The 24,037-nt window shown below is 68.8% G+C and carries 15 protein-coding genes, 2 tRNA genes and 1 pseudogene; 8 read left to right on the top strand and 10 right to left on the bottom strand.

The window, feature by feature from the left end; genetic code table 11:
• Nucleotides 1-6 precede the first annotated feature (6 nt).
• Genes ACERZO_RS39400 through ACERZO_RS39390 form a run of 3 tightly spaced genes read left to right on the top strand, consistent with a single transcriptional unit; the run spans nt 7 to nt 4,262 of the window.
• Entirely contained in the window at nt 7-972 is a 966-nt protein-coding gene (locus ACERZO_RS39400) for an AAA family ATPase (protein WP_372671104.1), read from the top strand.
• 3 nt (nt 973-975) lie between these two features.
• Nucleotides 976-2,127, top strand: coding sequence for a DUF58 domain-containing protein (locus tag ACERZO_RS39395; RefSeq protein WP_372671103.1), 1,152 nt, complete (start codon nt 976-978; stop codon nt 2,125-2,127).
• Nucleotides 2,124-4,262, top strand: a complete 2,139-nt coding sequence (locus tag ACERZO_RS39390; protein WP_372671102.1) for a DUF3488 and transglutaminase-like domain-containing protein — start codon at nt 2,124-2,126, stop codon at nt 4,260-4,262. The genes ACERZO_RS39395 and ACERZO_RS39390 overlap by 4 nt, the downstream gene beginning before the upstream one ends.
• Nucleotides 4,263-4,314: 52 nt before the next feature.
• Here the strand turns inward: ACERZO_RS39390 and ACERZO_RS39385 are convergent, their stop codons facing one another.
• Nucleotides 4,315-5,790: a serine/threonine-protein kinase gene (locus tag ACERZO_RS39385; protein ID WP_372671101.1), complete on the bottom strand. Its 1,476-nt coding sequence runs from the start codon at nt 5,788-5,790 to the stop codon at nt 4,315-4,317.
• Between ACERZO_RS39385 and ACERZO_RS39380 the strand changes: the two genes are divergently transcribed.
• On the top strand, nt 5,727-10,073 hold the full coding sequence (locus ACERZO_RS39380; protein ID WP_372671100.1) for an FtsK/SpoIIIE domain-containing protein: 4,347 nt from the start codon (nt 5,727-5,729) through the stop codon (nt 10,071-10,073). The genes ACERZO_RS39385 and ACERZO_RS39380 overlap by 64 nt on opposite strands.
• On the opposite strand, the gene ACERZO_RS39375 is transcribed toward ACERZO_RS39380, so the two are convergent.
• The 5 genes from ACERZO_RS39375 to ACERZO_RS39355 all read right to left on the bottom strand — a co-directional run bounded on the left by ACERZO_RS39375 (nt 10,070) and on the right by ACERZO_RS39355 (nt 17,062).
• Nucleotides 10,070-10,666, bottom strand: a complete 597-nt coding sequence (locus ACERZO_RS39375) for a hypothetical protein (protein ID WP_372671099.1) — start codon at nt 10,664-10,666, stop codon at nt 10,070-10,072. The two genes, ACERZO_RS39380 and ACERZO_RS39375, sit on opposite strands and share 4 nt — an antisense overlap.
• A 34-nt stretch (nt 10,667-10,700) precedes the next feature.
• Nucleotides 10,701-12,149 (bottom strand): WXG100 family type VII secretion target, encoded by a 1,449-nt coding sequence (locus ACERZO_RS39370; protein ID WP_372671098.1) that lies wholly within the window; start codon nt 12,147-12,149, stop codon nt 10,701-10,703.
• Complete coding sequence (locus tag ACERZO_RS39365) at nt 12,146-12,433, bottom strand: hypothetical protein (RefSeq protein ID WP_372671097.1); 288 nt, start codon at nt 12,431-12,433, stop codon at nt 12,146-12,148. Before ACERZO_RS39365 ends, ACERZO_RS39370 begins: the two co-directional genes overlap by 4 nt.
• Nucleotides 12,434-12,564: 131 nt before the next feature.
• Nucleotides 12,565-14,280 carry a hypothetical protein gene (locus ACERZO_RS39360; RefSeq protein WP_372671096.1) on the bottom strand — a complete coding sequence of 572 codons (1,716 nt, stop codon included), beginning with the start codon at nt 14,278-14,280 and terminating at the stop codon, nt 12,565-12,567.
• A 193-nt stretch (nt 14,281-14,473) separates the two neighbouring features.
• Entirely contained in the window at nt 14,474-17,062 is a 2,589-nt protein-coding gene (locus ACERZO_RS39355) for a hypothetical protein (protein ID WP_372671095.1), read from the bottom strand.
• Nucleotides 17,063-17,200: 138 nt separating this feature from the next.
• Here ACERZO_RS39355 and ACERZO_RS39350 point away from each other — a divergent pair, with 138 nt between their 5' ends.
• Entirely contained in the window at nt 17,201-18,016 is an 816-nt protein-coding gene (locus ACERZO_RS39350) for an AAA family ATPase (RefSeq protein ID WP_372671094.1), read from the top strand.
• A pseudogene (locus tag ACERZO_RS39345) lies at nt 18,013-18,435 on the top strand (tyrosine-type recombinase/integrase); the annotation flags it as partial. The gene ACERZO_RS39350 and the pseudogene ACERZO_RS39345, both read left to right, overlap by 4 nt.
• Nucleotides 18,436-18,680: 245 nt before the next feature.
• Here ACERZO_RS39345 and ACERZO_RS39340 read toward each other — a convergent pair.
• Nucleotides 18,681-18,753: transfer RNA gene (locus ACERZO_RS39340), tRNA-Lys, on the bottom strand.
• Nucleotides 18,754-18,919: 166 nt separating this feature from the next.
• On the opposite strand from ACERZO_RS39340, the gene ACERZO_RS39335 reads away from it, so the two are divergent.
• Complete coding sequence (locus ACERZO_RS39335; RefSeq protein ID WP_372671093.1) at nt 18,920-20,104, top strand: L,D-transpeptidase; 1,185 nt, start codon at nt 18,920-18,922, stop codon at nt 20,102-20,104.
• Here ACERZO_RS39335 and proP read toward each other — a convergent pair.
• The 3 genes from proP to orn form a co-directional block, all read right to left on the bottom strand.
• Nucleotides 20,101-21,525, bottom strand: coding sequence for a glycine betaine/L-proline transporter ProP (gene proP, locus ACERZO_RS39330; RefSeq protein ID WP_372671228.1), 1,425 nt, complete (start codon nt 21,523-21,525; stop codon nt 20,101-20,103). The genes ACERZO_RS39335 and proP overlap by 4 nt on opposite strands.
• Nucleotides 21,526-21,621: 96 nt before the next feature.
• A tRNA-His gene (locus tag ACERZO_RS39325) sits at nt 21,622-21,697 on the bottom strand.
• A 77-nt stretch (nt 21,698-21,774) separates the two neighbouring features.
• The gene (orn, locus tag ACERZO_RS39320) at nt 21,775-22,383 is read right to left on the bottom strand and encodes an oligoribonuclease (RefSeq protein ID WP_372671092.1); all 609 of its coding nucleotides are present in this window, start codon (nt 22,381-22,383) and stop codon (nt 21,775-21,777) included.
• Between the two features lie 102 nt (nt 22,384-22,485).
• Here orn and ACERZO_RS39315 point away from each other — a divergent pair, with 102 nt between their 5' ends.
• Entirely contained in the window at nt 22,486-24,018 is a 1,533-nt protein-coding gene (locus tag ACERZO_RS39315) for a helicase HerA-like domain-containing protein (protein ID WP_372671091.1), read from the top strand.
• Nucleotides 24,019-24,037 lie beyond the last annotated feature (19 nt).

Here is a 24,037-nt window from a genome sequence, read left to right as displayed (position 1 = left end):
GAACGAATGAACCCGCAGCTGACCCCGGGCGACGCCTACAGCCTGATCTCGGCCAACGTGCAGCGCGTCGTGCAGGGCAAGCCCGACGTGGTCCGGATGGCGATCGTCGCCATGTTCGCCGAGGGGCACGTACTGCTGGAGGACGTGCCCGGCCTCGGCAAGACCACGTTGGCCAGGTGCCTCGCGGCCAGCGTCGAAGGCACGCTGAACCGGATCCAGTTCACGCCGGACCTGCTGCCCGGCGACATCACCGGCGCGTCGATCTACCACCAGAGCAGTGAGCGGCTCGAGTTCCATCCCGGCGCGATCTTCGCGAACATCGTGCTCGCCGACGAAATCAACCGTGGCACGCCGAAAACGCAGTCGGCGCTGCTGGAGGTGATGGCCGAGTCAGCGGTGACCGTCGACGGGCAGCGCTACGTGATGCCGCGGCCGTTCCTCGTGCTGGCGACCCAGAACCCGATCGAGCTCGAAGGCACGTACCGGCTGCCGGAGGCGCAGCTCGACCGGTTCCTCGTGCGCCTCAACGTCGGCTACCCGGCCGACGACGCCGAGGTGCAGGTGGTGCTCGGCGACATGGCGGGCGCGACCCCCGCGCAGCTCGGGCCGGTCATGAACCAGGAGGCGCTCGCCGGCGTCATCGCGTCGGTACGGCAAGGGCAGGCGCACCCGGCCGTCTGCTCGTACGCCGTGAGCCTGGCGGAAGCGACGCGGCAGCACGAGCTGGTGCGTTTCGGCGCGAGCCCGCGCGGCAGCGTCGCACTGGTCCGCGCCGCGCGGGCATGGGCCGCCACCGACGGCCGCGCGTACACCACTCCGGACGATGTCAAGGCCGTGGCGCCTGCGGTGCTCGAGCACCGGCTCGTGCTCACCCCGGAGGCGGAGCTCAACGGCCGCAAGCCCGCCGACGTCCTCGGCGAAGTGCTGCGGGCGGTACCCGCCCCCGGTGGCTCCGCGACGGTCCGGGGCTGAACGATGCCGTCCTTTCCCGCTGCTCGCGGCCTCCGGCTGACCCGCCGCGGCGTCGGCCTGCTGGGCGCCGCCGCATTCTGTCTCGCCGCCGGCATCGGGTTGGGGTTCCCGCTCCTGCGGCTCGTCGCCGGCGCCGCGATAGCTGTGCTCGTCGTGGCGGTGCTGAGCTGCTTGCGGCGGGTCAGCGTCGACGTCCACCGCGAACTCGTGCCCGACCGTGTCGAGCGAGGCGACGCCGCGGTCGCCACGCTCACCCTGACCAACCGCTCGCGCCGGCGCAGCGGTGGGTTCACCGCCATCGACCCACCCACCGAGGACGCGCAGCTCGCCGTGCACCCGCTCACCCCTGGAGCATCGACTGAGCGGGTCTACCGCCTGCCCACCCAGCGGCGCGGCGTGCTCACCATCGGCCCCCTGACCGTGCGGCGCGCCGACCTGCTCGGCCTGGTTGCTGCGGACGCCCGCGGCGGTAGCACGTCGACCCTGCTCGTGCACCCGCGACGGCACCGCGTGGGAGTCAGCCTCGGCGCCCACCCGCGTCACCACCACGAAGGGGTCATCGCGCCGCGGCCGATGGCGGGATCGGCCGACCTGCGTGCGGTCCGCGAGTACGTGCTCGGTGACGAGCTCCGGCACGTGCACTGGCGCGCGACCGCGAAGACCGGCCGGATGATGGTCCGGGAGTACGTCGACCCCGTACAGCCCCGGTTCACGGTTCTGCTCGACGACCGCGCGGGCGCGCTCGACGAGGACGGGTTCGAGGCCGCCGTCGAGATCGCCGCTTCGCTCACCCACGCCGCCACGGCCGCCGGCACCCAGACCCGGCTGCTCACGACGACCGGCCTCGACCTGAACACTCGGGGTGGCGTGGCGGGCAGCCGCGTACTGCAGGACGCCCTCTGCGCCGTGGAGCAGGGCGCCGCCGAGCTGAGCCCCGAGGTCCTGGTGTCGCGATGTGACCGCGGCACCAGCCTGGCCCTGCTCGGCGGCGCGTTCGAGACCGCTCTGGTCGGCGCATTGGGCAAGAGGGCGCGCGAGGTGATCTTGTTCGACTTCGGTCAGTCCCAGCCGGTGACGCTGCCCGGGGTGTCCGTCATCAAGGAGCGTGACGCCGTCGTGGCCGCGGCGGCCTGGAACCGGCTGGTGGCCGCATGAGCCGGTTCGCGGCGTGCGCCGCGGTCGCGGCGGGCATCGGCGGGTTGCTGTTCCAGCCGGTGTTCACGCTGCCCGCGTTGCTGATCCCGGTACTCGCCGCCTGCGTGGCCGTTGTGGCCGCCGACCTGGCCACCACACGCGCACCGGCGGTCCTGCGACCGCCGCTGGCCTTGCTGTTCGGGCTGCTGGCCCTCAGCTTCACCGTGCTGCGCCCGACGTTGGACGGCCTCTTGCCCACGTCGGCGACGGTGCACGCGCTGGTCGACGGAGTGCTGCACGGGTGGCTCCGCACCTTGGAGAGCACGTGGCCCGCCCGGTCCGAGCCGGCGCTCCTGCTGTTCGTACCCGTGCTCGTGCTGTTGACCGGCGTGCTCGGGGTCGAATGCCTTCGCCGGGAGCGCAGCCCGCTGGTGGCGTTGCTCCCGAGTCTGGCGCTGGTCGGGCTTTCGCAGGCATTCTCCGTGGCCGACGGCGGAAACGCCCTGCTGTTCGGCGGCGGCTACACGGTGGCCGCGGTCGTCGTCCTGGCCGCGGCGAAGTCAGCGGAAGACCGGGTCGGCGGACCCGCCGGACACCGGCGTACGGCGCAGTTCCGCGGCTCGCTCACCGGGTACGCACTACCGGCGGTGGTGACCGTCGCGGCGATCGCGGCCGGCTGCTTGGCGTTCACGGCGTGGACCCCGCTGAGCAGGCCCGCCTATTCGCTGCCCGCCCACCACCAGCCGCCGTCAGTCACCTCGGTGCTGGCCAACCCGCTCGACGAGATCGGCTCACGGCTGGCGACCCCTGCCGCCGAGGTGTTCCACGCCCGCGTCTCCACGCCGGTCGACCGGTGGACCGTGTCGGTGCTGAACCGGTTCGACGGGGTGAACTGGACGAGCAGCGCGCGGTTCCGGCCGCTGGGCAGTTCGCTGCCGGCCCTCCCAGGAGTCCCAGCAGGCGGGCCGACGGCTGAAGCGGCCGTCACGCTCGCCTCGGCGCCCGGTGCCTGGCTGCCCACGGTCACCCGGACCGACCACGTCGATGGAGCCAGCCCATTGGTGGACACCGCCACCGGGACACTGCTGCCGACCCAGGCCACGGACGGCCTGGCTTACCGCCTGTTCTGGCGCCCGCCGTCGGTCGAGGCCCAAAAGCTGACATCGTCCGACGTGGACGGGGCGGCGGACGGGTTGGAGCCGGTCGGGCAGCTGCCGAAGGAGATCGCGCCGCTCCTTCGTGAGGCCACCGGTGGATCGGGCCCGTCGCTGCGGACCGCGTTCGTCCTGGAACAGTGGTTTCGCAAGAACTACAAGGTGGCGTCGGGGGAGGACATCCCGACTGGGCACGGCTACGCGCAGCTGAGTTTCTTCCTCGGTTCGAGCAAACGCGGCACGAGCGAGCAGTTCGCTACCGCCTACGCCGTCCTGGCCCGCGCGGCGGGTCTGCCGGTGCGGGTAGCGGTCGGCTTCCGGCAGCCGGCATCCGCCTCGGGCGGCTCGGTGGTGGTGCACAACGGTGACGTCCTGGCGTGGCCGGAAGTCGCGGTCCGCGGCATCGGCTGGGTGCCGCTCGACCCCACCGGCACAGCCACCGCGGACGCCGGGCGGCAGGAAAGCAGCGTGGCCCAGGCCACCGACGACGCGCGCAAGAACCTCCCGGCCCAGCCGGACACCCGCCCGCAGCCGACGCCGGACGTCGCGCCGCAGCCGGCCGCGGCCGGAACCCCGTGGTGGGTGTGGGTTGCGCTCACCCCGCTGGCGGTGCTGCTTCTCGCAGCACTGGCGCCTGTCGTGGTCAAGGCCGAGCGGCGGCACCGCCGCCGTCGCGGCGCACCGGCGGAGGCCGTGGTCGGAGCGTGGCTCGACACCCGGGACGGCTTGCGCGATCGCGGCGTCACCGTGGTGCCCGGCATGACGGCTCGGGACCTCGCGGCCGAAGTCGGTCCCGGCTGCCCGGAGGAAGTCGTTCAGGGACTCCGGCAGCTGGCCCAGTGCGTCGACCTGGCGCTTTGGTCGGGCTGGGACGCCACGCCCGATGTGGCACGCCGCGCCTGGGCCGCGTCGGACACTGTGCGAGCGGCCGGCCGCGGCACCTTCCGGCAGCGGATCAGGGCGGCGCTGGCAGTGCGAAGCCTGCTGCCAGTAAGAGCCTGAAAGCCGAAGCGGGCGCCGGTTCGTCGGCGCCCGCTTCGATGTTCGTAGCGAGCTAGGTGCTCAGGTGCACGCACTGAGCCTGGCGGATCCCGAGGCTTTGGCTGGCTGCGGTGCGGTTTCCGCTGTCCCAGGTGGCCTGGATCTGGAAGCAGTACCGCTTTCCTTGGGCGACGTCCACGGTGAAGGTCGTCTGGCGGTCGGCGAGCTTAACGGTCGGGGTGGTGGCGCCGTCTTCGGCGATCACGACCGCGTAGTCCCAGTCCGCGCCGCCGGTCCAGGAGAGGCGTACCTGCTTCCCGAGGTCCTCCGGCGGGGCGAGCACGGGAGCGGTGGCCGCGACAGACGTACTCGGTTCGGTCGTTACGGGCGCCGGAGCGGCCGGACCGGGCACAGCGGAATCCGCTGTCTCCCCGGCGTTCACCAGCCACAGCGTTCCACCGCCGAGCAGCACCACCAGGGTGGCGGCGCCGGCCACGAGCCAGCGGGTCGCGGCCGGCCGCCGTCTCGTGATCGCCTCATCGGCGAGAGAAGGCCGCAGAGACGTCGCGGCTGCCGATCGCTGATGACCGGCCGCTTCGGCGAGCTCGGCGTGCGGCCGCCATTCGGGACGCAGTCCGGTCGCGGGCTGGGACGACGGCGGAACGACCGGTGCGGCTGGTTCCCAGCCCGCCGCCGGCGCGGGGCGGCCGCTGGAGGCGACCGGAGCGAGGGCAGCGAGCTCCAGTGCGAGTTCGTTCCCGCTCGCGTGCCGCTCCAACGGGTTTTCGGCGAGGGCCTTCGCCAAGACCGCGGCGAATCCGGCACCAGCAACTTCGTCGCCCAGCCTCGGAGCGGGAGTGCTGACCGCACGCAGCCGGTAGTCGCGAAGCGATTCCCCCGGGTGCCGGGGTACCGGCGGCTGTCCCGTGAGGGCGGTGTAGAGCGTCGAACCGAGACCGTAGATGTCGGATCGCAGCGTCGAGGAACCGTGGTACACCTCGGGTGCAGCGTGCTCCCAGGTGGCGTATTCGGCTCTCGCTCCCGCGGCGTCGGCGAGCAGTGACAGGCCGAAGTCGGTGAGCACGGGGTCAACGGCGCCGCGGAAGAGGATGTTCGGCGGCGTGATGTCGCCGTGCACCAGCTGCTTGCCGTGCACCGCGTTCAGGCTGGTGGCGATCCGCTGCCCGATCCGAGCCACCTCGCCGGCCGGCAGCGGGCCGCCGGTGGCGATGCGCGAGGCCAGCGACTGCTGGCACAGTTCCATGACCAGGTACGGGCGGCTTTCCCGCCCGGGAGTCAATCCGCTGTCGTACATCGTGATGACGTCAAGACCGCTGGACAGCTTGCCGATGGCGCGGCATTCGTCGAGGAATGATTCGCGGGCACGCCGATCCAGCGCCGAAGCGTGGAAGACCTTGACGGCGACCGGGCGGTCGAAGTTTTCCTGAACGGCACGGTAAACGGTGGCGAACCCACCGCTCGCCAGTGGAGTCAACTGGGACAGTCCGGGAATTTCCGGGACTTCATCGCCGCGATTCGAGAAATGCACGACCGAAGCGTAGCGCTCGTCAGCTCGGCGGCGATAGTTCTGTGACAACTACGAAATACCTGGGAGAAGGCGTGCGCATCCGATTGTCCGTCCGTGGTCCGCGGGACTCCGTGTTACGCGATTTCGGTATCGAATGCGTACCGGAAAACTCCATCGACGAAGTTGTCGGTGTTCTGCGCGCAGCCGCCGGGTGTACGGGCGCGGCGCACATCGACGGCCGGTCACTCGCCGGGGAAGACCCCGTCGGTGAATCCGCGTTGCGGGACGGCGCGATCGTGGAGTTCGGAATCGCGGACGTCGCACCCGAACCGCGCCGAAACCGATCGGAGCCGCTGCTTCGCGTCGTGTCCGGGCGCGACGCCGGAGCATCCCATCGACTGGCTCGGGGCGACGTCGTCGTTGTCGGCCGAAGCTCGTCGGCGCAGCTGTCCTTGACCGACCCCGATGTTTCGCGCGTGCATTGCAGTGTGCGCTGGGACGGCGACCGGATCGAGGTGATCGACCACGGTTCCAGCAACGGGACGTCGGTGAGCCGGGACGCCCGGTTCACCGACGCCAGGGTGCTGCGCGCGAAGGAGACCCAGGTGGTGCCGCCCGGCGAGCTGCTCCAGGTCGGCGGCACTCGGCTGGCGGTCGAGAACGCGGTCGCGGAGAGCGCGCCGAGCCGCGACGGCCACGGCGGACGCCTGGTCAACCGGGCTCCGCGGACGCGTCCCCGGCGTCCGGAGGCCGAAGTGACCCTTCCGCCGCTTCCCCAGCAGCACACGCCGCCCCGCATCCCACTCGTGATCATGATCGTGGGTCCGCTGCTGGTCAGCGGTGCGATGGTGCTGTTCACGCGGCAGTACCTCTTCCTGTTGTTCGCGCTTCTCTCGCCGGTGATGACCATCGGGATGTGGTGGAACAGCCGGCGCAATGCGCGGCGGCAACGGGACGGAAGCGCTGCGGACTACGAGCGACGGCTCACCGAGGCGAAGATCGCCATCCACGCCGCTGTCGACGACGAGGACGCCTACCTGCGCCGGGAATGGCCGGCTCCGGCGATGGTCCTGAGCTGGGCCGGCACGGCCGCGCCCGGACTTTGGCAGCGACGTCGTGACGACGATGACTGGTTGCGCCTGCGGCTCGGCAGCTGGACTCGGAGCGCGAGCGTGAAGCTGCACGGCCCGGCCCCGGCCGACGGCTGGGCCGCACCACGTCTCGGAGGCGCGCCGGTTGGTGTCGACCTCGCCGCGGCGGGCGCGCTGGGGATCGCCGGTGACGGCGCCCGCGCGGTGATGGACTGGGTGCTCGTCCAGGCCGCGGTGCTGCACGGACCCGACGAGCTGAAGATCGTGGTGATCGCCCCGCGCGGCGGCGCTCCGATGTGGACGAGGTGGTTGCCACACGCGCGCGCGGCCACCGGCGGTGTCCTGGCGGCGTGGATCGAGGACGCGGTCGCTCCGGTCGTGGCCGCGCTCAACGACCAGACGCAGAACCGGCTCGAGGCACCGCACCGCGGCGAAATTGCAGCCGACACGCTTGTCGTGCTGTCGGGCACCCGAGAACTCTGCGAACGGCCGGACGTCGCCGAACTGCTGCAGCGCGGGCGGTACGCCGGTATCCGGTTCGTCTGCATCGACGCGTCACCGGCCGCTCTGCCCGACGTGTGCACCGCGGTCCTGCACCTGTCTTCGGCCGGGGATCGCCTCAGCCTCGATCGCGGGGACGCGTTCGGCATCACGACCGATCGGATCGACGACGAAGCCGGTGAGCGGGTCGCGCGCACGTTGGCGCCGCTGCGAGTCGTGGGCGCCGCAGGGGCGGCGGAGCTCCCGGAGCTGGTGCGGCTGACGGAACTCGTACCGCCGATGGACGCCGACGCGGTGCGGGCGGCTTGGCGGCTGGTGCCCGCGTGCACCTCGGTTCCCATCGGGGTGGACATCTCCGGCCGGGTGCTGGTCGACATCGCCAAGGACGGCCCCAATGGCGTCATCGTCGGCATGCCCGGCGCAGGGAAGAGCGAGTTCCTGGTCACGCTGCTGGCTTCGCTGGCCTTGGCGAACACCCCGGAAAACCTCAGCTTCCTGTTCGTGGACTTCAAGGGCGGAGCGACGTTCAAGGACCTCAACCGGCTCCCGCACGCCATCGGCACCGCGACCAACCTCGATGGATCGCCCACGCGGTTCCTCGCTTCCTTGAAAGCCGAACTGGAGCGGCGGCAACGGCTCTTCAAGCTGGCCGAGGCCAACGCGCTCACCGACTACGAGACCCGGCGCGCCGGCACGGATCTGCCGAAGCTGTCCCGCCTGGTCGTCGCGGTCGACGAGTTCGCGCAGCTCAACGATCTGCTGCCGAGCGCCGTGGACGATCTCGTCGGTCTGGCCCGCGTGGGGCGCGCGCTCGGCGTGCACCTGCTGCTGGCGACCCAGACCGAAGGGGACGTGAAGAAGAACATCAAGGACAACTCGGCGCTGCGCGTCGCGCTGAAGGTCAGCCGAGCCGGCAGCGACCTGCTGTTGGACAGCCCGCTCGCCGGTCAGATCGGGCAGCGCCAGAAGGGCCGTGCCGTACTCCGCCAGGCGGACAACCTGCGCATCGTCCAGACGGCTTGGTCCGGCGCACCCAGCGGTGCCGTACAGGTGGTCGAACTGCGGGTGGTGCCGCTGCGGGAGCAGGACCTGGACATTCCGGAAAAGTCCGAGGCCTCGTCCGGTGACCAGCCGCGGACCGAGCTGGACGACCTGATCGATGCGGTGACATCCGCGGCGGCCGCGGACGGTCTCCGGCCTCCCCACCGCGCCTGGCTGCCGCCCCTCCGGCCGGTCATCGTCCTCGACGAGCTGCCCGCCACCGAACTCTCCCTCCAGTTGGGAATGCGAGATGTCCCGCACGAACAGCGGCAAGACGCGTATGCGCCCCGGCTGGGTACCGGCAACGTCCTGATCGTCGGTGCGCCGCAGTCCGGACGCACCAGCGCACTGCGAGCGATCGCCGCGAGTTGTCTGCGGAGTGCCGGGCCTGACTCAGTTCAGCTGCACGTCATCGACGCGGGCCACGGGCTCGACGACATCGCTCGGGCACCGCACGCCGGGGTGGTGGCGAACGCCGGTGAAGTCTGGCGGGTGGAGCGGTTGCTGATCCGGCTCGAGGCCGAGCTCAAGGCGCGGCGGGAGCTGTTCGCCGGCTTTGGAGTGGCGAACCTGAACGAGCTGCGCGAGGTCGAGCAGACCGCACCGCCGCACCTCGTCGTGCTGATCGACGGCGTCGACACGGTTCTCGAGCGAGAACAGAACGCCGATCTGCTTCGCCGGGCATTGGAGAACGGACCGGCAGCGGGCGTGACCTTCTGCGTGACGACAAGCGGCTCCGGCGTCCGGACGACGTTCGCGAGGTTGTTCGAGTACCGGTTGAGCCTGCGCCAGTCCGACAACGACCGCTTGTCGATGCTGGGGTTCCCCGCTCGCGTGGACGTCACCGCGTTGCCTGCCGGACGGGCACTCTGCCAGTCGGACGCCACGTTCGTGCAGCTGCCGCTGCTGATCGAGGATCCCTCGGGGCCGGCTCAGCAAGCCGCGCTGACCGCGGTGGTCGACAGCGTCGCGCAGCGCTGGGGCGAGTCGTCCGACCGGCAGCCGCTCCGGATCGACCGGCTGCCGTCCCGGTTCGCGCCCTCGGACGCGTCGGTCGTCGGTGAGGGGCCCGGTTCCGGGCCGGCGCTCATGCTCGGGATCGGGGGAGACCGGCTGGCACCGCATTGGGTCGACTTGTCGGCCGAACGGGTCGTCACCATCGCCGGTCCCCGCAGATCCGGGCGCAGCACGGCGCTGTGCTCGGCGGCGTTCACCGCGGCCCGCCGCGGCCAGCGCGTCGCGGTGGTCGCGCCACGACGGGATGCGGCGCACATCGCGCTGGCGGACAGCGGAGTCGACGTCGTGGGCACCGGCGACCTCGCCGATGTGCTGGCACGTGGCGTCGAAGTGCTGTTCGTCGACGACGCGGACGGCCTGGCGCTGCCCGACCCGAGACTGGTCGAGTTCGGCAATGCCGGCAGCCCGGCGCTCGTGGGGGCGTGTCGCGCGGACAAGCTGGCGTTCGGGCAGGGACTGGTGAAGGTGCTCGCCAAAGCCGAGGCGGGACTGGTGCTGCGGCCGGAGCGCGGTGAACTCCTCGGAGTGGACTTCCCCCGCCCGACGTTCGACTTCCCGGCGGGGCGCGGCTACCTCGTGTCCCACGGTGAAGCGGAGCTGGGGCAGGCCGCGGACATCACCCTGGCGTCGCGGCCGGCCGCGGCTCGGGACTAGCTGTCGAAAGAGAGGGTGCCGGCGATCGCAGCGAAGACCTCGTCGAACTCCTCGACGAGGTCGAGGTTCGGAGTGACGAAGGTCAGCGCGGCGACGCGGCCGAGACCAGGCACCGGGACGTAGAACCGGCGGGTGAACGCCGGCACGGTGTCCGACCAGCCAGGGTGGCTGACTTCGATGTGCCCGGCGGTCGATACCGCCAGTCCGGCGGGCAGTTCCCGGGTGGTGATCTCGGGGTCCGTGTCACGCGCGTCGTGTTCGATCTGGCGTCGCATCTGCTGGAGATCGCCGACAGGGGGCGAGAGGGCGATCGCGACGTTCGCGGTGATCAGCATGGGCTGCGGTGAGCCGGTGTCGACGATCTCGGCGAAGAAGCCGGCCAGGATCAAGTCGGTGCTCGCGGTCAGCCGGCGCAGCTCGAGCGCGAGCGGCCCGGCCAACCGGGCGATCAGGTCCTCGTCGACGTCATCGCCGTGGTGTTCGCGAGCGGTCCGGGTGAGCTCGGCGATGAGGTCCTCGGCTCGGGGGTCGATCTCGAGCCAGTCCTTCGGCAACCGGACACCGATCTGGCGGTTTGGGGCTTCGATCGGCATCTCGGGTGTCCTCACTTTTCGTGCGATTCTGGTCTCAGAGCTGTTTCCAGGCTGTGGACGCGTAGTCGCTGTACTCGACAGTCTTGTTCACCGCGGGGGGAATGGGATTTTCGCAATCGGTGAGGTCGCTGACAACCTCGGTTCCGGTTGTCAGCAGCAGTGCCGGAGCGGTTATAACCGAGACCGGCTCCATGGCGACGTTACCGGCGAAATAGCCACGCGCGACGATCGTTCTCGCCGCTGCCGAAACCGGGTGGCCGTGAGCCATGTTCTGGATGCCCAAGGGCACTTTCGCGGTGGTGACCCCTTCGGTCAGTTGCTTGAGTGGGCCGGAGAGCTTCGCGCTGTTCAGCACGACATGGCTGCCGTGGTCAGCCGGGCTCACCAGCCGCTTCAGCTCGGGCCCGAAGTTTGCCTTGAGTTCCTTGACGTCGTTCGACCAGTTGAGGTTCGCACCGTTGCCACGCAGAGCCCCGGCTTTGCCAACACCTCCCAAAAGCGTGAAGCCGAAGCTGAGAAGGGCTTCACCGGCTTCGCCGGCTTTCCGGTGATCCTGAAGAGCTCGGACGCCGCGGCCGAGTGCGACGACCCCGGTCGCGGCGAGACCGACCCCATACATCACGGCCGCCGCATGAGGGGCGAAAATCCCGACGAACGGCGCTGCGGCGGTCAGCAAGGACCCCACTTCCGAGAGGGCATTCAGGAAGTGGTCGAACTCGGGCGATGCAATGAAGTCGCTGAAGCCCCGCAAGATGATTTCGAAGGTGTTCCGGTGGTATTTGTCGGCGGCCTTGCTCGTGTTGTCGATTTTCGTCGCAGCTCTGTCGCCGGCGTCGCGCTGGAGTTCGGAAACCTGATCGGCCAGGCGCCGAGCCGCGGCCAAGCGTTGCCGGGCAGAGTCGGCTTGAGTCGCCGCGTGCCGTGCGTCACTGTCCGCTTGGTACTTGGCCGAGTCGGCTTCCTGGCTCACGCGCAGGTCTTGCGTGATGTGGTTCTGAGCGGTGGTCGCTCCGGCGACGTCGCCCACTGCGTTGCTCACGGTCTGCTGCAGCCGGGAGGCCACGATCCGGCCTTGCGCCGATCGTGCCTGCGCGGCGTAAGTAGCTGACCTTTCCGCTGCTTCCCGGTGCCGGCTGGTGAAGTTCGCCTCGTCGGCTTCGGCCGCTTCCGCGGCGGCTTCGTGCTGTCGTGCATCGTCCTTGCACCGCCTGAGTTCCGCGGCGTAGGAAGCGAGTGCATCGCCTGCGTCGCCATAGGAGTTCGTCAGACGATCGAGGTCCGCGCACAATTCGTGCAGTGATCGTTCGAACGCCTTCGCGGCGTCACCGGTCCAAACGGCGTCGATGCCGGAGTCGCTGATGGCCTGAAGCCTGTTTCGGGCGTCGTTGGCATCGCGCGAGACCGATCGGAAGACGCTTGCGGTGCTCTCGACACGCTCAGGTTCTCCCGGAGCGGGGTCTCGGCCCAGCGCGGGGTAGCTCACCTGTTCCCTCCGAATGCCTGGACGACATCGTCTTCGGTCTGGCAGTACGCCGAGATCGCGCTTTCGAGGTGGTCTGTGCAGTCTTTGATCCGCTGGCCCAGCTGCTTCCGTGCTTCGCCCCACCGGCCGGTGAAGTCGGAGACCGAGTGCGCGAGCCGTGCGTGACCGGTCTCCTCTGGACTCAACGGCTCGGTAACCGCGAGCTGATCGAGTTGTTCGTCGATGCTCCGCAGTGTGGTGACCAGTCGGCGCAGCACCGCCGGGTCGACGGTGAATCCGTTCATCCGCAGGACCGCCTTTGCCGGTAAGCACGGGTTTCACGAGCTGCCGAGATCACGTATCCAGGTCGTTGTCCGGCAATGATTTGTTACGCCTGATCGAACTATGCGATTCGCGTACCTGATCACCGGTGGGCTCAGCAACCTTCCTCCCGGTTGGTCGGAGCGTGGCCTGGCAACCCGACGCCCACGATGTAGGAGACCTTCGCCTGGCCTGCGGCGTAGTCTGCCTGGCTGCGGTCCTCCAAGCCGAAGCCGATGGCACCCTTCGCCGAGCTGACGACCACGCCGTTGGAGCCCTGCCCGAAGTCGAGGTCGAGCTGCTCGTCGATGGTGTAACCGGCGAACGCCTTCCGCAGCTCGGCCAGGGTGGAGCCAACTCTGATCCCGCCGACCTGGGTACGGAGGGCTTGGTCGCCGCCGAAATTGCGCACGGCGAGGATCCGGCCGGTCTTGGCCTCGACGCTGACGCTGAGACTTTGATTGCCCTTGGCGTACCGCACGCACGACGGGGAGTTCTGGTCGTAGGCATTGCCCTGGTCGGTGTATCCACGCTCGCGCAGATCGTTCGCGGTCAGGTCGAAGTTCAACGACCCGACTCCGTCGAACCGCACGACGTGGGGATCCTGGTCAGTCACCTTCGGGTGGTAGCCGACGGTCACGGTCTCCCGAACGCGACCGCCGAGGAGATCGCGGAGGGTCTCGAACTGGCTGCGGAAGAACTCGGTGGCCGGGCCCGCGACCATCACCGCACCCAGCAGCACGCCTCGCCAGCCGAATATCTCCGCAAGTGCCGCCGGGCTGAAGCAGCCCTTCAGGATGGCGCCGACGTCCGGCGTCCGCTGGTCGACGGCCGCGGCGCACTCCTTGATGCCGAGGGCCTTCGCCATCTTCTCGACGACCCGGTCGTACTCGCTGATCTTGAGGGCGCCGTTGCTGATCGTGCCGCCCCCGGCGCCGAACCGCGTGAGAATGTTGATCAAAGAGGTCAGGCCGAACTCGAGCTGGTACAGGGACTCGGCGAAGCCGTCGTATTCGGTCGTGAAGCTGATGTTCTGGCTGTTGCCGAGCTGGAACACCAGCCCGGCCTGGTCGAACGGCATCAGGGCCGTACGTTTGTCGCTGAAGGACTGCTGGGCGACCCACTGCAAGGCAAACCGGTCCTTTGGCCGCTCGGCGACGGTGAATCCGGTGTGGTTGACCAGGATCGGATAGCGCCGTTTGTCTACGATCCGCACGATCGGCTTGCCGTTCTCGATGCCCAGGCACCAGTGGAGTGGGTCGCTTCCCTTCGTGCCGATGGAGTAGCCCTGAGCGCGGGCGTCGCGCTCACCGGCGCACTTGGGCTGCTCCGCCTCCGCGAACGCGTCACCGGTCAGGGTGTCGAAGCTCTTCTTCAACTCGGTCTTGGCCGTGTCCACCAGGTCGCCGAAGTGCCGGATCAGCGGGTCCCAACGCGACAGGTGGGCGGTCGTGACGTAGGCGAATCCACTCTCCACTTTGGTTGGTGCCACGAGCTCCCAGCCGTCGGCCGCGCCGGTCCGGTTGACGCCGATGACGACGTCTGCTGCTTCGACGGGGCGGTTCAGCGCGAACCGGAGTGTGACGGGCGTCGGCAGATCCCCGTCGGGTGCCAGGTGGACGACACCGTTAAGCGACTCGGTCCCCGCGAAGAACGGCTTCGCAACCACGTTGTCGAGGATCGCCTCCATCGACGACGGCGCACCGTCCGAGACGCTCACGCCGCCGCCGATGTCCCGGAACGAGCCGCTCGCGGTGTCTTCGGACGGAGTGGAGGGGCCAGTCAGCAGCCAGGCGGTCAGCCCGCTCGCTGCCAGCACGACCACCGTCACGAGGGCGAGAACAGCACGTTTTCGACGCGATCGCGGCGGCACACATCCTCCCGGGCTTTCCGGCGTCCGAGGAATCGACGGGTGTGCGTTCCTCGCCACCAGAGTCTCTGCACCGGCGGCCGGTGTTACGGACACGCCCGTATCCCGGAAGATCGGCGACCAACTGCGCGACGAGTTCGGCGACGCGCGCGGTTCACAGATTTCGAGCGAAACGCGTGAATGAGAGCGCGAAGATCGACGAGAGGAGCCAGCCCAGGACAGTCGCGGTGTTGAGCAGGATTTCCAGCATGAGCCCGGCCGGGCTCCGGGTATCGGGGTACCAGGTACTGCGCTGGCTGAACGAGATCAACGGCACGACCGTGTCGACGGCGTAGAAGAACCCGTTGAAACAGCGAACCTGACCATCGCCGCAGGCGTCGGCCGTCGCCGGAGCCGGGGCGTTCGTGGCGAAGTCGCCTCGGTGGCCGCTCGTGGACTGTGCCGGGCTGGAGGTGGGTACGTCGGCGACGGTGACCAGCCGGCCCCCGGGGGAGTAGACGTTTCCACGCGGGTCGGTGGCGCGGAAGTCCGCCTGGTGGACGTATACGCCGATGACCACGGCGATGAGCAGTGCGAGGATCGCCCACAGGGTGCGTGCCGGCCGAAAGCCGTAGCCGGCCGAGACGCCGTAGAGGGCGTCTCGCAAGTTCCTGAGCGCATATTTGGGGTGACCTCGCCGGCCTGCTTGCCGTGAGTGCCGACGCGCCCGGCTTCGTTGTGCGATCAAGAACGACTCGGCTTCGGCTGGAAAGCCGTGCCGACGGAAGACCTGAGCTGCTTGTTCGTAGGGACCGCGGTCGAAGTCAGTCTGCCCGTCGAGCCAAGCGAGACGATCTCGGCTGTTCCAGACCGAGTCAGGTGGCGAGCCCGGGAGCTGCCCGAACCGGTCGTAGGTCAGCCCTGAGAGGGAATACCTGGGCGGCCAGCTGGCCGGGTCGTCGACCAGCGTCGAGGTAGTGCAGCCGGTCAGGTCGATGCCTGGGGTGAGGTCGCGCCAGCCCAGGTAGAGCCCGCCTTGAACGGTGGCGGCGATGGCGTCGACAGCGTTCGCCTTCCGGGGGCTTTCCGGATGCGGGGCGCCGGTGAAGCTACCCGTCGAGCACTCGAGACGCCCCTTGACGAGGCAGCGGTTGAGTGAGACCCGGCCGACCGAGGTGAATCCGGCGTTGAGGTTGACCGATCCCTCGACGACCGCCTGGTGCAGGCTGATCGTGGAACCGGACGGGTTCGACAGCTCCGCGCCGCCCGCGTCGAAGACGCTTCCCAGCGTCGCGTTGCGGAAACGCAATTGTCCGCCCGTCGCGACCAGATTCTGGAGCTCGACATCGCCGGCGACCTGAACTGCTTGCGCGGCGAGCAGGGACCGTCCCTCCGGACGATCCAGCTTGGCCCCGGCGAGAATGACATTGCCGCCGAAGCGAGCGCTCGTGATGCGGATGGTTCCGGCGACCTCCACACCGGGCGCGAGCACCAGATCGGCGTGGAGGTCGGCCCTGGCCAGGTCGAGGACGGTTCGATGCGGCGCTCGTAGGGTGCAGCCGGCGTGGAAGATCAAGTGCCCCAAACTGGCGCGGCTGAGGTCGATCCCGCCGTCGACGACGCAGTTGCCCTCGAAGCTGACATCACCCTCGACGGTCAATCTCGGCGCGTTGATGGTCGTTCCGCGCCGCTTGTCGCTGACGTACTCTTCCGGCTCCCGTTTCGACGTGTTCTCTTCGAGCACCGTGTTGCGCAGCAGAAGCTCTCCCTTGATGCGCGCGTTGCCCATGTCGATCAGCCCGCGGATGTGCGAGGGTCGTGTTCCGATCAGGTTCACGATGAACATGCTGCCGCCGATTTCGGCCTCGGCGAGGTCGAGGGCACGCCGCCTGCTGTGCACGGAGACGTTGGTGAAGTCGATGGATCCGTCGATCTGTGCGCCGATCATCCGGATCTCCCCACGCGCGATGAATCCATCGAGCAGGCGGACCGTACCGCCGACGTGGAGCCGGTCGGCGTGGATGGCGCGCCCGCAGCCCGGATCGATGATGGTTCCGACGCAGAGGATCTTCCCGGCGATGTCGGCTTCACAGAGCCAGATCGCGGCAGCCTTGGAGGTGCTGCCGGACGTCTTTTCGCTGCCGGCGACGCGGGAACCCGAGAGCGTCAGGTCCCGGCTGAGCGTGAGACCGTTCGCGAGAAGGCCTGGGATCTTGGGGCAATCGGTGAGGGAAAGCTCATACAGGGAAGCGCCTTCGAGATCGAGGACGGAGTCGAAGGTGCAATTATCGAATCGAAGAGGGTGCGCGAACCGCATCGCCCGCAGATCCAACCGGCCGGTCAGCCCGGCGTTGGAAATGGTGAGGCCACGGGGATCGACGCCGTCTCCGACGAGTGACAGGGCTTTCCGGACCAGGGCCGAGTCGAGCTGGCGGAGTTCCATATTGAGAGGTGTGCCCGACCGGAGCGCGCTCTGGATGGCGGCCAACGTCACCTGATTCCTCCCCGAAGCCGACAGGCCGAGCGAGTTCCAGCCTACCGCTGACTCCCCGCCACCGATGCTGCCGCGACGGTGAATTCGAAGCGTGGCAAAGATCGGCAGGTGCTGACAAGTACAGCTCGTCCGGTCCGCGCGCGGTGCCGATGTCGGCCGGGCTCGCGAGGCGGACTCGGCGTTCTTCGCCTGCGAGTCGGGCCTGTTGTCCGGCCCTGCAATCGACCAGGGACCCGCCAAGGTGAGGTCCGCGACGCGGTTGTCGGCCACGTACTGGTCCTGCGCCTAGGACGACGCCACAAAGGACCTCCACAATCCATCAACACCTCATCGACGCGATCACGATATCTCTGCCGAGGACTTGACCATGGACAGCCACGGTCCCGCGGAACCACCGGGCGGAGCACGATGCACATCGAACGACTGAGCGTGAAGAATTTCCGGAACCTCGAGGATGTCGAAATCTTCTTGCGCCCCGGAACGGTCGTCGTGGGCGCGAACCGGGTCGGCAAGACCAACCTCGTGCACGCCTTAAGGCTGATCCTTGACGGAATCCTCTCCCATGCGGACCGGCAGCTGGGCCGCGAGGACTTCTGGGCAGCGCCCGGGACTGACCGCGACCCGATGGCCCTCGGCGAAGTCGTCGAAGCCTCGATCGACATCGTCGACTTCGAGCAGGAACCGCAGCTCCTGGCCGCTCTCGCGGAAGCTTTGCTCGACGAGGCACCGCTCCGGGCGCGGCTGACCTACCGGTTCGCGCCGATCGACGACGGCGTCACGGCGGCCGTCCCGCGCGATCGCGGTGCGGTCTACGGTGGCGACCAGGGGGAGCGGCCCTTGCCCTCCGATGTGCGGTCGACGATCTACCTGCTCTTCCTGCACGCGCTCCGCGACGTCGAAGCCGACATCCGCAACTGGCGCCGATCCCCCCTACGGGCCCTGCTCCAGGCCGCGGCATCGGCGGCTGAGGAGGAGGATCTTGACGACGTGCGGAAGTCCATGCGGGAAGCCAACGACCGCCTGAACGAACTGGAGGTGATCCGTGACCTGAGCCGGAACATCGGCGGCCGCCTGACCGACATGGTGGGTGACGCGCAAGCGATCGAAACCGAGCTCGCCGCGGCGCCGGAGGACCCGCTGAAGCTGATCCGGAACATGCGCCTCTTCGTCGACGGAGATGCGCACCGCACGCTCACCAGCGCCAGCCTCGCACGCTCAACGTGATAGCGCACACCGGGCTCCGTCGTGGGGAGGCATGCGGGCAGCGACGTTCGGAGACCTATCTGGATCAGGCAATGCTGCTGGTGGCGAACCAGATCGTGCAGTACGGCTGGGAGAAGACCGGTGAGTCCAAGCCCAAGACCACCAAGTCCGAAGGAATCGGGGCCTTGGACGGCGACACGGTCCTCGTGCTTCGCCAGCATGAGGCCGACCAGGACGCGGCCCGTGCGCGGCTTGGTAGCGACTGGATCGACACGGACCTCTTGTTCACTGGGCCCGACGGTAGGCCGCTGCGCCCGGCCGATGTCACCGCCCGGTTCCAGGAGTTGGCACGTGAGGCGGGGCTGCCGCCGATCCGGCTGCATGATCTGTGCCACAGTGCTGCGACGCTGGAGCTCGCTGCGGGTGCGGACATGAAGGTCGTGCAGAGCATGCTGCGGCATTCGTCGATCACTGTGACCGCCGACATCTACACCACTGTGCTGCCGGAGGTGGCGCTGGCCGCAGCCGAGGCGACGGCCAAGATCATCCCGCGGACGGCAACGCGACAGCTCGGGCACATCTCGGGCTCTTCGGCGACCATTGTGGACGGACAGGAAGCGGAAGAAATGATTCCGGATACCACAAAACCCCAGACTGAAGAGATCTTCAACCTGGGGAGTGGGGGTGCGCCATCAGGGACTCGAACCCCGAACCCGCTGGTTAAGAGCCAGCTGCTCTGCCAATTGAGCTAATGGCGCCGGTGTCTGCCGGAGGTTTCCCTCGGCGACGTGGAAAAGATTAGCACCCGGTTCGGAGGCCGTTTCACGGGGGGTCCCCAACCCGGGTTTCGACGTTGCCGCACCCCCGTCGGGGCTGGTCGGGCACACTGTAGTCGGACATCGACGGCGAAACAGGCAGGTGGGCATGACGAGTTCGGGGGTGCGGCTGCTCTTGGCCGCGGGGGTGATCGGCCTCACGGTGGCCGGCTGCAGCAGTAGCCCTTCGGGTGAACCGCCGGCGCCGACGTCGTCTCAGAGCAAACCGCCGGTTCCCGTGAAGCCGGCCGCGCTCACGCTCACTCCCGCCAAGGATGCCAAGGACGTCGCGCCCGGGGAGCCCGTCAGCGTCGTCGTTGCCGATGGGAAGGTCGGTGCCGTGACGCTGACCGGGGCCGATGGGAAGGTCGTCGCCGGGAAGGCGCGCGCCGATGGCTCCGGGTGGGACTCCGCCGAGCCGCTCGGCTACAACAAGACCTACAAGCTGACCGCGACCGCCACCGGCACCGACGGGAAGCCGGTCAGCGCCGAGTCGAGCTTCAGCACCGTCAAGCCCGCGCGCCAGCTCGGCGTCTCGGTGAACCTCGACGAGGGCGAGACCGTCGGCGTCGGGATGCCGCTGATCTTCACCTTCACCGGGAACGTCGCGGACAAGGCTGCCGCCGAGAAGGCGCTCAAGGTCACCGCCGAGCCGGCCACCGAGGGCGCCTTCCGCTGGTCCGGCGACAAGCAGGTGACCTGGCGGCCGAAGGACTACTGGAAGAGCGGCACCAAGATCAAGGTGGCCGCCGCCGTCTACGGCAAGGCGCTCGGCAAGGGCAGCTACGGCCGCGAGGACAAGACGATCAACGCCGCCGTCGGCGACAAGCTCGTCGCGGTCGCCGACGGCCAGACCCACCAGATGACCGTCACGATCAACGACAAGGAGGTCAAGACCATGCCGACCTCCATGGGCAAGGCCGGCCACAACACGCCGGCCGGCACCTACACCGTCATGAGCGAGCACACCGGCTACACCATGAACTCCGCCACCTACGGCGTCCCCGAAGACGCGCCCGGCGGGTACAGCACCTTCGTCCAGTACGCGGTGCGCCTGTCCTACAGCGGCATCTTCTACCACTCCGCGCCGTGGTCGGTGCGGCAGCAGGGCCACAGCAACGTCAGCCACGGCTGCCTCAACCTCTCGACCGACAACACGAAGTGGCTGATGGACACGTCCAAGAAGGGCGACATCGTCACGGTCCAGAACAGCGGCGGCCCGAAGCTCGAGCCCACCGACGGCTGGAGCGTCTGGCAGCTGTCCTGGGACGAGTGGCGGACGGCGGGCAACTAACCCGAGTCGCGGACCAGCTCCCGGGCCTCGGCCTCCGTCGCGACCGACGGGCCCGAACCCCACAGGGGCTGGTTCGCCGTCTCGCGGCTGAAGAACACCGCGACGGCGCCGACCACGCCGGCCGCCATCAGGTACCAGGCCGGCCAGAAGTCGTGCTTGGTCGACGAGATCAGTGCCTGCATCACCAGCGGCGTCGTGCCGCCGAAGAGCGACACCGAGATGTTGAACGCGATCGACAACGCGCCGTAGCGGATGGCCGTGGGGAAGAGCGCCGGCAACGCTGCGGGCATCGACACCTCGAAGCAGAGCAACAGCAGGCCGAGGCCCATCAGGCCGAGGAAGGTGAGAACGAGGCCGCCGTCGTGCACCAGCAGCATCAGCGGCCACGAGAAGACGACGAACCCGATGCAGCCGGCCATCATGACGGGCTTGCGGCCGACGAGGTCGGTGATCCGCCCGCCGACGAGGATGATCAGCATCATCACGACCATGACGACGATGATCAGCAGCAGGCCGTGGGTGGCGTCGAGGTGCAGCTGCTCGGACAGGTACGTCGGCATGTACGACAGCAGCATGTAGTCGGTGACGTTGAACACGAGCACCAGGCCGACGCAGATGAGCAGCGCGGGCCAGTACTCGGTGAACATCTTCCAGAACGGCTCGCCGGAGCGCCCGCGCTTCTCCGCTTCTTCGGCGTGCTTCTGGAACGCGGGCGTCTCTTCGAGCTTCAGCCGCAGGTAGAGGCCGATGATCCCGAGCGGCCCGGCGACCAGGAACGGGATGCGCCAGCCCCAGTCGAGCAGTGTCTCGTGGGGGACCCACGCCTTCATCCCGGTGACGACGGACGCGCCGAGCACGTACCCGGACAGCGTCCCGAACTCGAGCCAGGACCCCATGAACCCGCGTCGTTTGTCGGGTGAGTACTCGGCGATGAAGGTGGTCGCGCCGCCGTACTCGCCGCCGGTGGAGAAGCCCTGCACCATCCGCGCGACCACCAGCAGGATCGGCGACCAGACGCCGATGCTCGAGTACGACGGGATCAGCCCGATGCAGAGGGTCCCGATGGCCATCATGATCATGGTGACGGCGAGGACCTTCTGCCGCCCGATCCGGTCGCCGAGCGGCCCGAAGACCAGGCCGCCGAGCGGCCGCATGAGGAAGGCGGCGGTGAACGCGCCGAACGTCCCGATCAGCCGGACGCCGGGGGACACGGTCGGCGGGAAGAACACCTCGGCGATGGTGTCGGCGATGTAGGCGTAGACGCCGAAGTCGAACCACTCCATGGCATTGCCCAGCGCGGCGGCCCCCACCGCGCGCTTGAGCAGCGACTGGTCGACGACGGTGATGTCCTCGTACCGCAGTTTCTTCTTCCGCCTGAGCTTCGGTCCTGAACGTGCCACCCGAACACCGTGCACCGGCATACGGCGGCTCGCACGCTGAGCCATCCGGACGTGAGGGTTGCCACCGACGGCGGAACGCAAAAACCCCAGCTCGGATCGAAGTCCGAACTGGGGTGATGGGGTGAGCGACGGGTTTCGAACCCGCGACCTCCTGGACCACAACCAGGTGCTCTACCAGCTGAGCTACGCCCACCATTGCCAAGGGGATCCGCTTGCGATCACCTCGCTGGGAGTAATCGTAGCGGGTGCCCTCAACCGGATTGCAGGGGGTTACCCCTGGTGCCGTTCCTGCACTTCAGCGGCCACAGCCTTGGCTTCGTCGCTGGTCGGGCCGGGTTGTGGCACGAAGGCGACGCGCCGGTAGTAGTCGAGTTCGCCGATGGATTCCTTGATGTCGGCGAGGGCCCGGTGCGCGAGGCCCTTCTCCGGCTTGGCGTAGTAGATCCGCGGGTACCAGCGGCGGACGAGCTCCTTGACGGAGGAGACGTCGACCATGCGGTAGTGCAGGTGGGCGTCGAGGTCCGGCATGTCGCGGGCGATGAAGCCGCGGTCCGTGGCGATGGAGTTGCCGGCGAGCGGCGCGGTGCCCGACTCGGGGACGTGCTCGCGGATGTACTCGAGGACGCGGCGTTCGGCTTCCTCGAGGGTCACGGTCGAACGGCGGACCTCTTCGGTGAGGCCGGAGTGGGCGTGCATCTCGCGGACGACGTCGGGCATCCCGGCGAGTTTTTCCTCGTCGGCGTGGATGACGATGTCGACTCCGTCGCCGAGCACGTTCAGCTCCGCGTCGGTGACGAGGGCGGCGATTTCGATCAACGCTTCCTTGCCGAGGTCGAGCCCCGTCATTTCGCAGTCGATCCAGACTAGGCGGTCGGTCACCTGGTGACCCTAACCCGACACGGGGATACGACGGGCGTTACCTGTGCGTACGGCGCGTTACGCTCCCAGTGTGGTGCAGGACACACGATCGGGGAGCTGCAAGTGACGGAGCAGGGGTCGCCGGCGAGTGAGATCGCCGCCGGTTATGCGAGTGAGGGTGCCGCGCTGGAGCTGGGCGCGGTGGTGATCGACGGCACGGCGGACGCCGCGGCCGCGGTGCGCCTGCCGTTGGCGACGCTGAACCGGCACGGCCTGGTGGCCGGCGCGACCGGAACGGGCAAGACGAAGACGTTGCAGCTGGTGGCGGAGCAGCTGTCGGCGGCCGGGGTGCCGGTGGTGCTCGCGGACGTGAAGGGCGACCTGTCCGGGCTGGCCGCGGCCGGCGAGGCGAACGACAAGGTCGCGAAGCGCTCTCAGGAGCTGGGCGACGACTGGTCCGGCACGGCGTTCCCCGTGCAGTTCCTCTCGCTGGGGACCGGCGGCAAGGGCTCGCCGATCCGCGCGACGATCACGAGTTTCGGTCCGGTGCTGCTGTCCAAGGTGCTCGGGCTGAACGAGACGCAGGAGTCGACGCTCGGGCTGATCTTCCACTGGGCGGACCAGCGCGGCCTCGCGCTGCTGGACACGAAGGACCTCCGGTCGGTGATCACGCACCTGACCAGCGACGAGGGCAAGGAGGACCTCAAGGGCATCGGCGGGGTCTCGGCCGCGACGGCCGGCGTGATCCTGCGGTCCCTGTCCAATCTCGAAGCGCAGGGCGGCGAGGACTTCTTCGGCGAGCCCGAGCTGGACGTCCACGACCTCATGCGCGCACGGGACGGCAAGGGCGTCGTCACACTGCTGGAGCTGGACAACCTGCAGTCGAAGCCGGCGCTGTTCTCGACGTTCCTGATGTGGCTGCTGGCCGAGCTGTTCGAGGAGCTGCCGGAGGAAGGCGACCTCGACAAGCCGAAGCTGGTCTTCTTCTTCGATGAAGCCCACCTGCTGTTCAACGATGCGTCGAAGGCGTTTCTCGAACGCATCGAGCAGACCGTGAAGCTGATCCGGTCGAAGGGCGTCGGCGTGTTCTTCTGCACGCAGCTGCCCACGGACATCCCGAACAACGTGCTTTCGCAGCTCGGCGCGCGGATCCAGCACGCGCTGCGGGCGTTCACCCCGGACGACCAGGCGGCGCTGGCCAAGACCGTGAAGACGTACCCGAAGACGAAGTTCTACGAGCTCGACACGGCGTTGACGTCGCTGGGCATCGGCGAAGCGATCGTCACGGTGCTGTCGGAGCGGGGTGCGCCGACGCCGGTGGCGTGGACGCGGCTGCGGGCGCCGCGGTCGAAGATGGGCTCGATCGGCGACGAGGCTGTCGCCGCTTCGGTTTCTTCGTCCGACCTGCATGCGAAGTACGCCGAGACGATCGACCGCGAGTCCGCTTACGAGCAGCTCGCGGCCAAGGTCGCCGCCGCGCCCGCCCCCGCCCCGTCTCCTGACGCTCCTGCCCCGGCGCAGGCTCCCGGCAAGGACGAGCCGGGTTTCATCGAGTCGGCGATGAAGAACCCGGCCGTGAAGTCGTTCATGCGGTCCGCCGCGAGCGCGCTGGGCCGGGAGATCACGCGCGGGCTGTTCGGCAACCGGAGGCGCTGACAAAACCTGACGCGAACTG

The sequence above is a fragment of the Amycolatopsis kentuckyensis genome (genome assembly GCF_041679295.1).
Classification (GTDB): Bacteria; Actinomycetota; Actinomycetes; order Mycobacteriales; family Pseudonocardiaceae; genus Amycolatopsis; species Amycolatopsis kentuckyensis_A.
This window is presented reverse-complemented; position numbering and strand designations above follow the sequence as displayed.